The organism is Vibrio sp. LQ2, assembly GCF_023920125.1.
Taxonomy (GTDB): domain Bacteria; phylum Pseudomonadota; class Gammaproteobacteria; order Enterobacterales; family Vibrionaceae; genus Vibrio; species Vibrio fluvialis.
The window spans coordinates 1821062-1836784 of record NZ_CP085308.1 but is presented as its reverse complement, the minus strand read 5'-3'; the positions used below and the strand labels follow the sequence as shown (position 1 = coordinate 1836784).

Here is a 15723-nt window from a genome sequence, read left to right as displayed (position 1 = left end):
TTTATTCAATCCTGCCGGTTATTGGCTCATGGTAACCAGTGATTTACCGATCAGCCATTCCACTTGTCTGTCACTGCCATTGCCCAGCTTTTCGTCCGCCAAGCGGTACAAACGATCAATGCCGTTGGACGCAAAGCTTTCTGCTCGCTCTGCGGTCACAATGTGGTGGAACAGCAGGCGAAGAATGGCGAGAAACTCTGAATTGTCTAACGCTTTCATCCAGCTGGATGAGAACGAATCTGTGCCATTGTCGAAATCCAGATGCTCGACAAACATTTTAAAAATGCGGCTATCCAGCGCTGAAGCAAAATCCGTTTTCTTCGGGAAATGGTGACTAATCCCGGTTCGTGATACACCCGTTTGCTGACTTAACGTCGTGTATGACATTTTGTCGTACCCTAATCGCAACAGCTGATCAACGACGGCGTCCATGATCTTCTGAATCGTGATTTCGGTATCTTCTTTACTACGCTTTGGCATGGTTAAGGCTCTTCTTATGTAAATCCATATTGTCTATTCTGCAATGAAATGCCCGCGTTGAACTTAATGGGGTTCCACACTGTATACGCGTGGTTCAACGGGTCATCCTAGCGAACAGAAATTTCATTTTTTCTTTTTATCAATGCCTTACACTCTGCCTTCATGACAACACACAAGTGCCCTGAGTACACCCGTGTGCCAAACCGAATGCGTCATGAGAGCGACAGAAATGGCGACAATGAACGGATGAAAACACCCTACTAAACGTCGTTTAAATCACGACAAAATATTGTTACCTCGAGTAGGGATAATCTTACAATCCATAAGCTATAGCAATGAAATAGGTAGCATTATGCCAAAATAATGGCACCTTAACTCACAAAAAATTGACTCAAGTCACATCTATCCGTCAGATATTCGCCATTCCTCTCAATACCCTGCGTCTATTGATACAAAACATCAAACTGTTAATTGGCAGAAAAACAGCGGGGTCTGACTCTGGAATACGGTTGCATACAGGGTTAAAATGACCATAACTTTTGTAAGAGGATTATGAGATGAGTAACGAAAGCTACGTAGAAACCGAAGTGTGCGAAGCGTGTGGCGTGGCCGGTGAAATGGGCTACATCATTCGTGAAGGCGACGATGTGGCAGAAGTGTCCATTTTCGCAGAGAGCCTGGAGCAACTGAACGCTGAACTCGATAAATACCTGGCTGTCGCTAAACAGGTGAATGAGAATGTACAGTACGAAGTTCTGCCACTGGCTGACAATGCAAAAGAAATGCACGCGCGCTTTAAGTTTGAAGTGAGTGCTGAAAAACTGATTTTCGAACTGAAGACCCGTTCTTTGGCGCGTTAATTACGCCGTCATTCAAACGAGATTTAACGGGCTTGATTGGCCCGTTTTTTGTGACTTTCCCCCGACTCCTCCCGCCTTTCAAGCATTAGGCATTGAAGCAATACCCGATGCTGGCGATACTAACAGCGTTAACGTTTTGACTACCGGAAGCCGCTATGCCGCGCCTGCTGATTTGTTTGCTGCTGTTGTTACCTGGCGTTCAGGCCACGGCAGAGCCTTTGGACCAATACCATATCCTGAATTATCTCGATAACTACGGAAATCTGGATTTGCGTAACAAGCCCTTTACCAGCCTGCCTGATGGGCTGGAAGTCAAAGGGAATCTGAACATCGCGAAAACCGGCATTACCCGTCTGCCCAGCGGATTGAAAGTGCAGGGCAGCCTCGATGCCACCAACAGCAAATTGGAGCGCATTCAACGCGGTACCTATATCCGTGGTTACGCCAACCTGCTGGGTTCACAAATCAAAAACTGGCCTGCCGGCATCAATGTCGGCGGCTATATCAATCTTACCGACACGCCGCTGACTAAACTGCCGCCGCGCCTGACTGTCAAGGGCGATCTGAGCGTGATTCGTACTCCGCTGACTGAGCTTCCTGAAGGACTGGTCGTGCAGGGTAGTCTGTTTATCGGCGGCTCCAAAATTACCACGTTTCCCGATACGATGACGGTGAACGGCAACATCTATCTGGGCGGCAATCAAATTACCAAGTGGCCGACCAAACTGACTCTGGGCGGAGCGGTCGCTCGTTAATATCACCGCGCAGCCATAAAAAAAGAGAAGCCGAAGCTTCTCTTTTTTGTGTCCGAATGGATACCGTTACTTGCGGTTACGCACCGGGTTTGCGTAGCTATCGAGCAGATAGGCATGCGCCCCTTCTGGTAGCTGCGCGAGTTTCTCATTGAGTTTGGCACGCACAGCTGGCGTGATATCTTCACTCTCTTCGCCCGCTGCCAGCAGGTTAATTGGGTAAAGCTGGTAGTTTTCATGAATTTGGCGATCAATCTCATCGGCCAGCGCTTCCGGCGTTTCGAACGTTTGATCAATCACACTACCAAACGCGACATGAACACGGCCTTTATCACCTACGATACCTTGAATGATGCTCTCGATATCTTCAAATTCCGCTTTCTCGTATTTACCGTGTGTTGCCTTCTCGTACAGTTCACGTGCTTTTGCAATGTCACACGGGTCGTTTTCGTACGCGATAGAGACAGGCACGATTCTCAGCGACTTAACGTAGTCCGCAAACTCCATCTTTTGCTTACGACCTTCCACGTGGAACATCTTCAGAATCGCAGGATCGGTAAAATCGTTACCATCTTTCGCACGGCCCTCTTTCTGCGCAATCCAGATTGAGTTGCCCGTGTCGAGCGAATGCTTGATATAGCCAGATAAAGTGCCCAGCGCCTTCATCATTTCACGCGGGCCTTTGGCTGAACGTTTCACGATAAAGCTTTTGTTCAGTTTCATCAGCTCTGTCGCACAGGGCTTTTTCAGCAGGTTGTCGCCGATAGCAATACGCACGGTGCGGTGACCCGTAATGTGCAAGCCATAGTTAACCAGCGCCGGATCCATCGCGATGTCCCGGTGGTTGGAAACAAACAGATACGCGGTGTTCTTGTCGAGTTGGTTCAGGCCACTGTAGGTCACGCCGCGTGTGGTGTGCTCCAGTGTCTGGTCGAGATATTTCTTCACTTCCAGCTGAATGGCTTCGACGGAGGTCAGCTTGGCCCATTTGAATTTCAGATAGGCTTTAACAAAAGGTCCCATCAGAGATTTTAGCCAAGACGGCTGGCGCTCAAACCGATGCTGCAAAATGGCAGCGATAAACTCTTCGTCATTGATCAGACGATCAATGGCCGCAGGAATCTCATCGTCATTGTAAGGACGAATTTCTACAAAAGGATCAGTTGTTGATGTCATATATTTATACGTCAAATAAAAAGCAGGCCTATTCTACGCATACTCACAGAGCGTCGCAGCTATCGTTACCACATAATTTACAAGGTCAGACCAGCTTAGAACAAAAAGGTTTCCATACTCGCATAATCTACGCTTACCTCGATGCAACCCATTGAATAATGCATTGAACGTGCCTGTTTTCATCGGGATATTTGGCTTTTATCAGTGAAAGCGGTAACCTTAGCGCCCCAAATTATCACGAGGCCATCCATGAACTACGCTATTCAATCAGAAACGTGCTTATTTCCCTACTTAGAAGCCACGTCTCGCAAACGTGCGACCAAGCATAGTTTGATTCATGTAGATCAGGGACTGGTGCTGGTAAAACTCGGTAAACAGGAATACGCCGTTGAGCCTAATCAGGCGGTGTGGATCCCACTGGATTGCCTGTGCTCGCTGACTTTCTTTCCTAATACCCAAATTAGCCGCATCGATTTTTCAGTGCGTCTGCGTGACACTTTCCCGCATCAAGCAGGCCTGGTACAACATAGTGCACTCAGCCTGGCTGTGCTGGATCGTTTACGCCACAGCAAGCGCGAGGACGAAGTGTATCCGCATTTGCTGCAAGTACTAAAAACAGAAGTGCAAAACTTTGAACCCAAACTGAGAGTGACACCATTTACTCAGGCGCTGGCCAGTTGGTCTGCGACACAACACAATGGGATCAGCAAAGAACAGCATTTGGTCTTGTTGGTAAGAGAAGCGATGAAACGCCGTTTGTCCGGTGGCAAAGAAGACGCGATTGTAACGGAGCTATTTGCCGGAAATCACGTGCAGTATCAGCAAATGTGCCAACTGGTGATAGGCGACGCCCAATAAGACGATTTGATAAAAAAGCACCTCCCAGAGGGAGGTGCTTTTTTATGGCGATTAGTCCACCACTTCGATATCCGTTTCCGGAATACAACAGCAAGCCAGCACAACGCCCATATTGCGCTCATGCTCTTGCAGCGCGGGCACATCTGGCTGGTGCACCAAACCCGATTCGACAGTCACTTTACACGAACCACAGAAGCCTGCTCGGCAACTGCTCGCAATCGCGATACCTGCTGCTTCCGCCTGTTCCAGCAGCGTCGTCTGGTTGTTACCTTCAAACACATTGCCGTTGACACTAAGTTGCAGTGTCTTGAACTCTTTCGGAGCGGTTTGAGCAACCCCAAACGCCTCCTGATGATAGGCAGCTTCCGGCAGACCCTGTTTCAGCAACAGGCTTTTCGCCTTCTGCATAAAACCATCCGGGCCACACACAAATACCTGACGCGAAGCCACATCTTTGACCTGCTTAAGGTGAGAGAGTGAAAAACGGCCTTTGAGGCCAAACCAATCCAGCGGTGGCTGCGTGAGTGAGATGAACACTTTCAGGCCATCAAATTCACGGTTGAGCTGTTCCAGCTCTTCACGTACCGGAATGTCTTCCACCGAGCGGCACTGATGATAGAACACCACATCGCTGATTTGCTGATGGTCCGCCAGATAACGCAGCATTGACAGCATCGGCGTCACGCCACTGCCCGCAGAGAGCAGCAACAATGGCTGTTGGTGCTGCTCTTTTTCAAGACGGAAACTGCCGTCAGGCAACTGAGTGGAGAGCGTATCGCCCACCTGCAGATTTTGCGCCAGCCAGTTGGAAACGCGCCCGCCGTCAATACGTTTTACTGAAATCGCCAAACGCCCCGGGCGTGACGGGCTGGAAGACAAGGTGTAGCGGCGAGCAACATTTTCGCCATTCACCACCACTTCAATCGGCAGATGCTGACCCGGCTGGTAACTCGGCGCCATACCGTGCTGTGGTTCGAGCCAGAAAGTGACAAAATCACGGGCGATCTCTTCGCGTTCCACGCACGTCATCAGATAGTGGCTCTGGCCATTGTCGGCGTAGAACTCTTTTTCTTTGTATTCCAGCACTTCCACTACATCGCCAGTGCGGATCATGCCTTCATTCTTCGCCACCAAGTTCTGGCCGAAGAATACGCCGCCTCGTTCATTGGCGCGGAACTGGGACAGCGTTCTGAGCGGTTCTTTCGTCGGGCGGAATTCACCTTTCTTCACATCGACCGTAGTCAGTATGCAGCGTTCGCAAGGTTTCACCGCTTCAAACTCAACGTCACCGATACGAATGCGCTTCCAGCTGTCTTCGCCAAACGGTTCAGTCCCCGACACCACTAAGTTGGTGCGAAACTGATCCATGCTGTGCTGTTCCGGACTACGACGATTGAGTTCTTGCAGCGAGCCTTCACTGATCACCAGCAGCGGGTAACCGTCGGCAAAGCTGACATTACCACCGACTTTCTCGCGCACACGGTTGGATTGCTCGCCGCTGAACAGCAGCTCAACACGTTGCCCCAATACCGCACTGAACCAGTCATCGGCTTCATCGGTGGTGGTGTAAGCGGTGAAGTTGTCGCTCCACACCTGAGCCGGCGCTTCCTGCATTTTAAAATCTTGATAACGCAGTTTAAGCGGAGACAATCCCTCAGCGGCGAAAATCAGGCCATCTGGGGTCAATGTTGAGCGCACCTTAACCATTCCCGGATACTTACGCGCCGTCACCATGCTGCCATCAGCCAGTGCCACCATAAAACGGCGGTCAAACATCAAACCCTGTTTTTCTACCCATGCATTGGACAGGGCGATACCACCGACAGATTTGACCGGATAGACGTTAATTTGAGAAAGATGAGCTGACGACATTGCAATTCCTTACGCACAATTATTATCCAGCGATGATAAAGCAAAATTGGCCCAACGACCAATGCGAGTGCATATCCTTAGCAATCAGCGCAGAGTAAACCGGCCAAAATGGCGATTTGGGGAGAATTTCAAAGAAAAGGGTGAAATGCCCCCCCTTTTCCTCTATCATCCTGTCGCCTAAACGGAAGCGTTTGCGCAAGACAATTCGCTGGCCGTTCAGGCTCCAATCACTCAACGCATTCATGGTGGGAGCAATTCATGACAACTCTAACGATCACTCGTCCTGACGACTGGCACGTTCACCTTCGCGATGGCGAAGTTCTGACTGACACCGTGCGCGATATCAGCCGTTATAACGGACGCGCGCTAATCATGCCAAATACTGTCCCACCGGTTACCACGACGGAAATGGCGCTGGCTTACCGCGAACGCATCATGGCGGCGCAACCTCAAGGCCAGTTTGAGCCACAAATGTCGCTCTATCTGACTGACAACACCTCACCAGAAGAGATTCGCAAAGCCAAAGCTTCTGGCGCCGTTGTTGCCGCGAAACTTTACCCAGCAGGTGCCACCACCAACTCTGATTCAGGTGTGACTTCAGCGAAAAACATCTATCCGGTACTGAAGGCAATGCAGGAAGAAGGCATGTTGCTGCTGGTTCACGGTGAAGTGACCACGCACGACATCGATATTTTCGACCGTGAAAAGACGTTCCTGGAGACCGTTCTTGCGCCAATCGTCAACGATTTCCCAAGTCTGAAAATCGTGCTGGAACATATCACCACCGCAGAAGCCGTCGAATTTGTAAAAAATGCAGGCGACAACGTTGCCGCGACCATTACCGCTCACCACTTGCTGTTTAACCGCAACCACATGCTGGTTGGCGGCATTCGTCCACACTTCTACTGCTTACCCATTCTGAAACGTGCCACGCACCAGCACGCGCTGGTTGCAGCCGCGACGTCAGGTAGCAAGAAGTTCTTCCTTGGCACTGACTCTGCGCCACACGCGAAAGGCAAAAAAGAAGCGGCTTGTGGCTGTGCCGGCTCTTACACCGCGCACGCCGCACTGGAACTGTACGCTGAGGTATTTGAGCAGGAAGGTAAGTTGGATCAACTGGAAGCGTTTGCCAGCCACAACGGTCCGGATTTCTATGGTCTGCCACGCAATAGCGATACCGTTACCCTGACCAAACAAGCATGGGATGTACCAGCGTCGATGCCATTTGGCGGCGAGACTGTCGTGCCGATTCGCGCTGGCGAACAAGTGCAGTGGACAGTGAAATAATTCGCAGATCCACAATGCTATTGGCTAACTAACAACACGTTCAGCTGAATGATAAGCACAAAAAAGGAGAGGTTAACCTCTCCTTTTTTAATACTTTTCAGGCATTACGTTCAAGCAACACCAACACTTCAGCATGATCAGTATGCGGGAACATATCGAACCATTGCAGCTTCACACTGCGATAATCGCTGAGTTGTTCCATATCGCTTTTCATCGTCAGCGGATTACAGCTTGAGTAGATGATGTGTTTTGGCGCCAGCATCGCAAGCTGCTTCGTCAGCGCTTGACCTAAGCCGCGGCGAGGCGGATTGACCAGCACCAGATCAGGCGCGGCATCCTGCCCTAATGAAAACTGCGCAGAGTCGAGTGCGGCAAAGCTGAGGTTATCGATCCCCATCGCACTGGCTGAACGCTTGGCACTGGCAATGGCTTCAGGTTCAATCTCAATGCCGGTTACCGCCGTGCTGGGTGATGCACAATGCAGCGCAAAACCACCCACGCCACAAAACAGGTCCCACATGTGCGCAGGATCCAGCTCACGCACCCACTGACGTGCGGTCTCATACAACGATGCCGCCACCTGCGGGTTGGTTTGGAAAAAGCTTTTCGGACGAATCACCATCGGTACATCGTTGAACTGCTCCATCAGCACTTGCGTGTCGGTGAGAAAGATCTCTTCATCGCCCTCAAGCCTTGCCATGTGCACGGGCTGAATATTGACCGACACGACTTCAATCGCCGGAAACGCCTCCAGCAATGCAGGCAGATTGCGTTCAATACGAGGCAGAACATCCTTGCTGCGGCTGACAAAACGCAGCATAAACTGACCGCTGTGCTCGCTACGTGTGAGTAAGATGAATTTGAGTTCGCCCTTTTTCTTGGCTTTGTTGTAGGGCGGAATCCCAGCAATGCGAATCCAGTGCTGCAGATACTCCAACAGCGCTTGAGTTGGTGCCGGATAGAGTGGGCACTGAGTCAGTGACAGCGCTTCTCCGTCAAGTTGGCTTTCAATCCCCAGAATCGGCGCATGAGCCGCGCCAAGCACGACCATTTTGGCCTTATTGCGAAACGCCGTCTCTTCGCTGAGCATGGGCGACAGCCATTGCTGCGGCGCGAGATCGGCCAGCAGATTTTTGAGGTGGGTATCTTTGATCTCAACCTGAGAAACGTAGGGTGTCGCGCAGTGCCTACACGAGGTGCAGCGCTGCTGTTCAAAGAATTCACAATGCATAAATGGTGACTGCCGGAGAAAGAAAAGCGCTAGTCTATTCCTTCACTGACAAATCACCATTGAGATAATTTATTGTCACGATAATTAAAATTTTAATTTCCGCGCACTTTATGAACAACTTCCATGACCGCGACAATCACCAGTCCGGCGACGACACCGATCAAGCCGTTCAGCAACGCAGGCACCAGTGAGCTCACCAGCGACAGATTCGGTAAGTCCATCAGCACAGGCTCAATCCAGTGATGAATCACCGGAACGTTGTGAACCACAATGCCTCCGCCGACCAGGAACATCGCTGCCGTACCGACCACCGTCAGTCCTTTCATCAATTTGGGAGCAAAGCTGACCAGCGCACTGCCAAGGCGTGCGCGCGGCCCTTCACCTTTGGACTTACGTTCAAGATAGAACCCGAGATCGTCCAGTTTCACGATGCCGGCCACCAGCCCATAAACACCCGCGGTCATAATGACTGCAATCAGGCTCACGACCACAATTTGCGTCAGCATCTCTTTGCCCTGCACCGTTCCCAGCGCAATCACAATGATTTCGGCAGAAAGAATAAAGTCGGTGCGTATCGCACCTTTAATTTTCTTCTGCTCATACTCTTCCACATTGAGCTGACTGAGCTCTTCCATGGCCTCTTCCGGCTTTTTCTCGGGCTGAGAGTGAAACAATTTTTCCAGTACCTTCTCCGCGCCTTCAAAGCAGAGAAACAAGCCGCCAAGCAGCAACAGCGGCATAATCAGCCACGGAGCAATCGAACTGATGATCAGCGCCGCCGGAACCAGAATTAATTTATTGCGGAACGAGCCTTTCGCGACCGCCCAGACAACCGGGATCTCTCGCTCCGCGGCCACACCGGAAACCTGCTGCGCATTCAGAGCCAAGTCATCCCCCAGCACGCCTGCGGTTTTCTTCGCCGCCACTTTCGACATCACTGCGACATCATCAAGCACCGTCGCTATATCATCTAACAGAGTCAGTAAACTCGCACCCGCCATGAATATTCTCTTTATGTCTTATCATCAGTTCATTGAGACAAAATGTAACACTAACCCGGTGATTCCGTTAGTCATCACGAAAAGAAAAACGGCCGGAGGGATGATTTATGCTCCTGCCGCCAGTTGCGCCGGCAGCAGAGTGAGATTACCCTGCTTACTCTCTTATGCTTAACAGGGAAAGTCATGAACTCTGCTTACACCTACCCAATCGGTACTCCAGGCCAAAAATGGGGTAACGCTGAGCGCCAGGCCTGGCGCGCGCAAACCACCATCAAACGTGAATATCAACAAGAAGTGGTCCCGAAAATCCAGGCTCTTAGCCAATCATTCAATGTCGAACAGTATGGCGCGCTCTCTTACGATGCAGCCCGTTATCCGCTGTTTTGTCTTAAAACACGCGACTGGCAAGACGATAAACCGACGATTTTGATCACTGGTGGCGTACACGGCTACGAAACCAGCGGTGTCCATGGCGCACTGAAGTTCCTTGCGACGGAAGCCAAACGCTACGAAACGCATTTCAATATCGTGGCGGCGCCATGCATCAGCCCGTGGGGTTACGAGACGATCAACCGCTGGAACCCAAATGCAATTGATCCGAATCGTTCGTTTTATGCCGATACCCCAGCTGAAGAATCTGCCAATCTGATGGCGTTAGTGGCGACGTTGCCAAACGTATTGATGCACATTGACCTGCACGAAACCACTGACACTGACGAAAGTGAATTTCGTCCGGCGCTGGCAGCACGTGACGGGATTATCTTTGAAGAAGGCTCGATTCCGGACGGCTTTTATACCGTTGGTGACACCGCAAACCCACAACCAGAGTTTCAGGCGGCCATCATCGCTTCCGTGCGTAAAGTGACCCACATTGCGCCTGCCGATGACAACGGTGAAATCATCGGTTCTGAAGTGGTTCAGGATGGCGTGATTCTTTATCCGATGAAAAAGCTCGGCCTGTGTGGCGGCGTAACGGATTGCGTTTACGGTTCAACCACCGAAGTCTACCCAGACAGCCCGAAAGTCACGGCTGAAGAGTGCAATGACGCGCAAGTTGCCGCCATCATCGGCGCGCTCGACTACGTACTCGAACAGATCTGATTGCCCCAAAGCTGAAGGCTTGAACTACAGCAATCGGTTCTTATACTGCTCCGGGGTCTGCCCGGAGTATTTTTTGAACATCGCAATGTAAGGACTGGCTTGGTTATAACCCAGCGTCAGCGCCACCTCTTTCACCGAATGACCATTGCGCAGCAGATCCATCGAATAAAGATAACGCACGCGCAGCCGCCACTCGGTAAAACTCATCCCCAGCTCCGCCTGACAATGTCTGGCCAACGTTCTTTCGGTGGTATGCACCCGCTCCGCCCACTGTTGCAAACTGGTGTCATCGGTCGGGTTCTCTTCCACTGCCGCAAGAATCGGTGCCAGATACTTGTTATTGCTGGATGGCAGAAAATGGTGCTGCGTTTCGCGCGTTGCCAGTTGATCGAGCAACACCTGCACCAAACGCAGATCCTGCGGCGTTTCTGCCACACTGATTTCCCGTTGACGAAAATCATCAATGATCGCGGAGACGATCGGGGTCACCTTGATCAGGCTGGTTTTACTCGGAAACGCCGTGGTCATCGCCGCCGCGATATTGAGTGAACAATATTCGATCGGTTTGCGGTTATAGCTGCGGTGACGAATTCCCGCTGGCACCCAGATCGCCAGATGCGGCGGAGCGAGAAAACGGGTGTCTTCGGCTTCCATTTCCAGGATCCCGCCGGAAATCAGCTGTACCTGCCCCCAAGGATGGCTATGTTCGCGCGTTTCAGTATTGGAAAGAAACGCTTCGAAATTCATAAACACATCGGATGGTGCCTGCTCAATTGATAAGGATGGGTGAAGGTTTCTGGCGCGTTTTTTCAAACTTGTCTTCCTATCGCTCGCAATGTCGTTTTAGAGATATATGTAATTATATAGACCTGTCAAACTACTTTCCAACACGCAAATTGAGACGAGGCGCACATGATTTATCTCCTTCCACTGTTTACTGTGCTGATTTGGGGCGGTAACGCCATCGTCAATAAAATTGCATCGACCACCATCGAACCCAGCGCGATGAGCTTCTATCGCTGGTTTCTTGCCATGTTGCTGCTGACTCCGTTCTGCTTGCCGGCGGTCATTCGTCAGCGTCACATTATCAAACCCTATCTTGCCAAACTGGCCTTTCTGGCGTTGCTGGGCATGGTGCTGAACCAGTCATTGGGATACTACGCCGGACTGACGACCACCGCGTCCAATATGTCGCTGATCTCTTCTCTGGTACCACTGATGAGCGTCTTCATCAGCGTGCCGCTGCTTAACAAACGTATTTCCGGTTTGAGTATCGTCGGTGGCGTGATTTCACTGTCGGGACTGACATTTATGCTCGGTCAGGGCGACGTGCTGTTCTTCCTGAATCAGGATGTCACACAAGGCGATGGCCTGATGGTATTAGCGGCATTGGTTTACGCCCTGTACTGTGTGCTGCTCAAACGCTGGAAAATGCCATTGAGCAACTGGACGCTGATTTATCTGCAAGGGGTGTGCGCGGTGGTGATGCTGGTTCCGCTGTGGCTGACCAGTGAACATATTTTGCCAACCGATGGTTCGCTACCGCTGATCGCGTATGCGGGTATTGGCGCATCGCTGTTGGCGCCTTGGATGTGGGTTAAAGCGATCGACGCGATTGGGGCGGACTCGACCGCCATGTTCATGAACCTATTGCCTGTGGTGTCTGTCACTCTGGCGGCCTGGCTGCTCGATGAACGTATTCATGTTTATCATCTGATTGGTGGCTTGATGGTGATCAGCGGTGTCATATTGTCTCAGATGAAAAGCCGTCGTGTTCGAATCATGGAACCAATCGAAAAGGCACCTCAGGCGTAAGCATCGAAATGCGCATAAATGTAAACATTGGCATCCTTATATGTTCGTTTTATGTGAAACGAAGCTTAAAACGAGCAGTAATGCTGCAAAAGTCGCGCCAGTCGATTGAATTTAGTGCGCTAAACCGTACACTTGCACTACTTCAATGTATAAGGACATGCCAGTGAAAGCGGTAAAACGCCATCAAGAAATCATCGAATTAGTTCAGGCTCAGGGCTTTGTCAGCACCGATGAGTTGGTCGAACGATTCAATGTCAGTCCACAAACAATTCGACGTGATCTGAATGAACTTGCCGATGCGAACAAATTGCGCCGCAACCACGGCGGTGCGACCATCACCACCAGTTCAGAAAACTCTTCTTACCATACCCGTCAGGTCACCTCGCAAAGCGAAAAAGAGAAAGTCGCTGCCGCATTGGTGAAACACATTCCTGATGGGGCGACGCTGTTTATCGACATCGGCACCACACCAGAAGCCATCGCCCGTGCGCTGATGGACGAGCACCACAATCTGCGTATCGTCACCAACAACATTAACGTTGCAACCATTCTGATGGCGAAACCCGATTTCAGTATCATTCTTGCGGGTGGCGAAGTGCGCAATAAAGATGGCGGCGTAACCGGTGAAGCCACGCTGGATTTCATCTCTCAGTTCCGCCTCGATTTCGGTATTCTTGGTATCAGTGGCATCGATTACGATGGCTCGCTGCTTGATTTTGACTACCACGAAGTACGCGTAAAACGCGCGATCATCGAAAACAGCCGCTGTGTGTTTCTCGCTGTTGACCACAGCAAATTCGGCCGCAATGCCATGGTTAAACTGGGTACGCTTGCCGATGTGGATCTCATCATCACCGATCAACCGCCACCAAAAGAGATCGCCAGCTTTGCGAAAGAACACGAGGTGACCATTCAGGTGGCCTGATAAGAAAGCGCGAAACTCGCGCTTTCTTTCGTTTATCAGCGTTTACAGCAGGTAATCCGGACTGAAAACAAATGTCATCTTGCCTTTCACGCTTATCTGATATAAATATCACTATCTGATTGTTGTTATTAGATTATTGCCCTTTATGCAGAAAATTCTCCGTCTTATTCAAGAAAACCAACAAATTACCAGCTATGAAGGTTTGGAGAACACGCTGTCGGCGCTCAATAACATCATCGACCACGAATACTTCCTGTTTGGACTGTCGCTGCAGCCGACGCTGACCACCAACGAAACGCTCATCACCGATAACTATCCGGCCAGTTGGCGTCAGCAATACGATGAAGCTGGCTTCATGCACGTCGACCCTATTGTGCAGTACAGCATGACCAACTTTCTGCCGATTCAGTGGTCCCACCTTCCACGCCTGAGCGGCAAAGCGAATGAAATGTTTGAAGAGGCGCGGATCAATGGCCTCAAAGAAGGTTTTTCGATTCCGGTACACGGATTACGCGGTGAATTCGGAATGCTGAGCTTTGCCACCTCAGACATCCGTCACTATGAGCTGAACAGCGAAGCGATTCAGACCTCGCAGTTGATCATTCCGCTCCTGTCGCACAACATTCACAACATTGCCCGTTGCCATAAAGACGCCGCGCCGCGCGCGGAGCTGACGGCTCGTGAAACCCAATGCCTGACCTGGGCCGCAGAAGGGAAAAGTGCCTGGGAGATCGCCAAGATCATCGATACCTCAGAGCGTACAGTGAAATTCCATATTTCCAACGCATGTAAAAAGCTTGGCGCGACGAATCGCTACCAAGCTATCACTAAAGCCATTTTAGGTGGCTACATTAATCCTTACGTCTGAATCAGGCCCCCACGCTGTCTCGGTAACGTTCATTCATTGGAATAAGCAGTGCGACTGAGCGGGTATCACCCAACATGTGGACCTGCTGATCGCCGACCCGCTCACACGGAATACCCAAACGTTTGATCAGTTTTTCCACTCCGGTCGATGTCACCGTTACGTAGCGTTCAATCCCCTGACTCTGCGCATGGTGGTACAGCGACTGAAACATCTTCATCGTGACATTGCTGACCCCACCCGACTGAGCAGAAAACTCCTTATCGACCGCAAAGCGACTGAGTTCATAGATACGCTCACCTTGCGGTGCCTGAACGTCGCCCAGAAGCTCGGGAAAGGTATCTTTGAGCATGTAGCTCTGTGTGGTCGGCAGAATGCGCCAGCAGCCAATCAGGTGCCCTTCATCGCCTTTGGCATAGAGGTAGTGGGCTCTCGGGATATCGTACTCATCGCTCTCCAGCCCCTGATGGGTTTCAAGCTCCCAGTGCAAACGTTCCGAAAACACTTTGTAGCGCAGTTTCAGCAACGCTCGGTAATCCTGAGCAGGTACAGTGGTGAATTGATAACTATGGATTGAGATACTCATCGGACTTCTCCTTTTTGTTGAGGGAGAAATCACGCTAAACAATCTCTTAGGTGACGAAACCTGTCCGATCGAACAGTTACGCAGTGACTTTGATTACATTATTATCAAGCCAACTGAATTACTAGCAATCAGTTGGCTTAAAAAATCAGGTACGGCAGATTTATAAAATAATTCGTACCCTTCCGACATGACCCCTTTTGCATCACGCAAAAGGGGTTTTTTCTTGCCTGAAATACCGAATCAAAAACAAAATGAACAAAATATTGCGATTAAGTTATAGATTCGTTATTAGTACTGCTAATTCCCCTGTCCGTGTCAAACAATGAAGGAACAGCCAATGAGCAGTGGCAAACGTGATATTACTCTGCGCTTTTTAGCAGAGCCTGGTGATGTAAATTTTGGTGGTAAAGTTCATGGCGGCGCCGTGATGAAATGGATCGACCTGGCAGCCTACGCCTGTTCTGCCGCATGGAGTGGTAAATACTGCATTACGGCTTATGCTGGCGGTATTCGCTTTGTGGCGCCGATCCACGTTGGCAACCTGGTCGAAGTCAGCGCGAAGGTCATTTATACCGGTAAAACCTCAATGCACATTGCGATCGACGTGCAAGCATGCGACCCGAAAGAGCTGAAAAATCGTCTGACCACTCACTGCATCGTCATCATGGTGGCGGTAGATGAAAACGGCAAACCGACGGCCGTTCCTGAATGGATTCCGACCAGCGATGAAGACATTGCCCTGCGCAATTCTGCCGTGCGGTTGATGAATATGCGCACCGAAATCGGTGAAGAGATGGAAGCGCACGTCAAATACCTCAAAGCGAAATAACCCCTTTGCGCCGCAGTCATTCACTGCGGCGTTTTCTCTCTTCTGTCATCTTTGTCATCGAACCTTCATTTTTCTCTGCTTTAAT

16 protein-coding genes are annotated in these 15723 nt (G+C 50.6%); 9 read left to right on the top strand and 7 right to left on the bottom strand.

Features of this window, described 5'->3' with window-relative positions:
• Nucleotides 1-18: 18 nt before the first annotated feature.
• Nucleotides 19-480, bottom strand: a complete 462-nt coding sequence (locus LGV68_RS08605; RefSeq protein WP_020328974.1) for a TetR family transcriptional regulator — start codon at nucleotides 478-480, stop codon at nucleotides 19-21.
• Between the two features lie 557 nt (nucleotides 481-1037).
• On the opposite strand from LGV68_RS08605, the gene LGV68_RS08600 reads away from it, so the two are divergent.
• Nucleotides 1038-1340 carry a YfcZ/YiiS family protein gene (locus LGV68_RS08600; protein WP_020328973.1) on the top strand — a complete coding sequence of 101 codons (303 nt, stop codon included), beginning with the start codon at nucleotides 1038-1040 and terminating at the stop codon, nucleotides 1338-1340.
• Nucleotides 1341-1495: 155 nt separating this feature from the next.
• The gene (locus LGV68_RS08595) at nucleotides 1496-2095 is read left to right on the top strand and encodes a hypothetical protein (RefSeq protein ID WP_047461022.1); all 600 of its coding nucleotides are present in this window, start codon (nucleotides 1496-1498) and stop codon (nucleotides 2093-2095) included.
• Nucleotides 2096-2161: 66 nt separating this feature from the next.
• Here the strand turns inward: LGV68_RS08595 and LGV68_RS08590 are convergent, their stop codons facing one another.
• Nucleotides 2162-3268 carry a 1-acyl-sn-glycerol-3-phosphate acyltransferase gene (locus LGV68_RS08590; RefSeq protein WP_020328971.1) on the bottom strand — a complete coding sequence of 369 codons (1107 nt, stop codon included), beginning with the start codon at nucleotides 3266-3268 and terminating at the stop codon, nucleotides 2162-2164.
• 249 nt (nucleotides 3269-3517) lie between these two features.
• Here LGV68_RS08590 and LGV68_RS08585 point away from each other — a divergent pair, with 249 nt between their 5' ends.
• On the top strand, nucleotides 3518-4126 hold the full coding sequence (locus LGV68_RS08585; RefSeq protein WP_158125885.1) for an AraC family transcriptional regulator: 609 nt from the start codon (nucleotides 3518-3520) through the stop codon (nucleotides 4124-4126).
• Nucleotides 4127-4177: 51 nt separating this feature from the next.
• Here LGV68_RS08585 and LGV68_RS08580 read toward each other — a convergent pair whose 3' ends face one another.
• Nucleotides 4178-5998: a hybrid-cluster NAD(P)-dependent oxidoreductase gene (locus tag LGV68_RS08580; protein WP_061055384.1), complete on the bottom strand. Its 1821-nt coding sequence runs from the start codon at nucleotides 5996-5998 to the stop codon at nucleotides 4178-4180.
• A 258-nt stretch (nucleotides 5999-6256) separates the two neighbouring features.
• Here LGV68_RS08580 and pyrC point away from each other — a divergent pair, with 258 nt between their 5' ends.
• Nucleotides 6257-7285, top strand: a complete 1029-nt coding sequence (gene pyrC, locus LGV68_RS08575) for a dihydroorotase (RefSeq protein WP_222759426.1) — start codon at nucleotides 6257-6259, stop codon at nucleotides 7283-7285.
• A gap of 97 nt (nucleotides 7286-7382) precedes the next feature.
• Here the strand turns inward: pyrC and rlmC are convergent, their stop codons facing one another.
• Together rlmC and LGV68_RS08565 are read right to left on the bottom strand one after the other, a co-directional pair.
• Complete coding sequence (rlmC, locus tag LGV68_RS08570; protein ID WP_252536534.1) at nucleotides 7383-8516, bottom strand: 23S rRNA (uracil(747)-C(5))-methyltransferase RlmC; 1134 nt, start codon at nucleotides 8514-8516, stop codon at nucleotides 7383-7385.
• A 92-nt stretch (nucleotides 8517-8608) separates the two neighbouring features.
• The gene (locus tag LGV68_RS08565; RefSeq protein WP_222726767.1) at nucleotides 8609-9517 is read right to left on the bottom strand and encodes a DUF808 domain-containing protein; all 909 of its coding nucleotides are present in this window, start codon (nucleotides 9515-9517) and stop codon (nucleotides 8609-8611) included.
• Between the two features lie 183 nt (nucleotides 9518-9700).
• Here LGV68_RS08565 and LGV68_RS08560 point away from each other — a divergent pair, with 183 nt between their 5' ends.
• Complete coding sequence (locus LGV68_RS08560) at nucleotides 9701-10618, top strand: M14 family metallocarboxypeptidase (RefSeq protein WP_020328965.1); 918 nt, start codon at nucleotides 9701-9703, stop codon at nucleotides 10616-10618.
• Nucleotides 10619-10642: 24 nt separating this feature from the next.
• Here LGV68_RS08560 and LGV68_RS08555 read toward each other — a convergent pair whose 3' ends face one another.
• Entirely contained in the window at nucleotides 10643-11431 is a 789-nt protein-coding gene (locus LGV68_RS08555) for a helix-turn-helix transcriptional regulator (RefSeq protein ID WP_020328964.1), read from the bottom strand.
• A gap of 99 nt (nucleotides 11432-11530) precedes the next feature.
• Between LGV68_RS08555 and LGV68_RS08550 the strand changes: the two genes are divergently transcribed.
• From LGV68_RS08550 to LGV68_RS08540, 3 genes are all read left to right on the top strand, one after another.
• On the top strand, nucleotides 11531-12433 hold the full coding sequence (locus LGV68_RS08550) for a DMT family transporter (RefSeq protein ID WP_047461010.1): 903 nt from the start codon (nucleotides 11531-11533) through the stop codon (nucleotides 12431-12433).
• Between the two features lie 163 nt (nucleotides 12434-12596).
• The gene (locus LGV68_RS08545) at nucleotides 12597-13358 is read left to right on the top strand and encodes a DeoR/GlpR family transcriptional regulator (protein WP_020328962.1); all 762 of its coding nucleotides are present in this window, start codon (nucleotides 12597-12599) and stop codon (nucleotides 13356-13358) included.
• Between the two features lie 145 nt (nucleotides 13359-13503).
• Nucleotides 13504-14226 (top strand): LuxR family transcriptional regulator, encoded by a 723-nt coding sequence (locus tag LGV68_RS08540; RefSeq protein WP_020328961.1) that lies wholly within the window; start codon nucleotides 13504-13506, stop codon nucleotides 14224-14226.
• A 1-nt stretch (nucleotide 14227) separates the two neighbouring features.
• Here LGV68_RS08540 and LGV68_RS08535 read toward each other — a convergent pair whose 3' ends face one another.
• The gene (locus LGV68_RS08535) at nucleotides 14228-14809 is read right to left on the bottom strand and encodes an acyl-homoserine-lactone synthase (protein WP_020328960.1); all 582 of its coding nucleotides are present in this window, start codon (nucleotides 14807-14809) and stop codon (nucleotides 14228-14230) included.
• Nucleotides 14810-15146: 337 nt separating this feature from the next.
• Between LGV68_RS08535 and LGV68_RS08530 the strand changes: the two genes are divergently transcribed.
• Nucleotides 15147-15638, top strand: coding sequence for an acyl-CoA thioesterase (locus tag LGV68_RS08530; RefSeq protein WP_020328959.1), 492 nt, complete (start codon nucleotides 15147-15149; stop codon nucleotides 15636-15638).
• The last annotated feature ends 85 nt before the right edge of the window (nucleotides 15639-15723 follow it).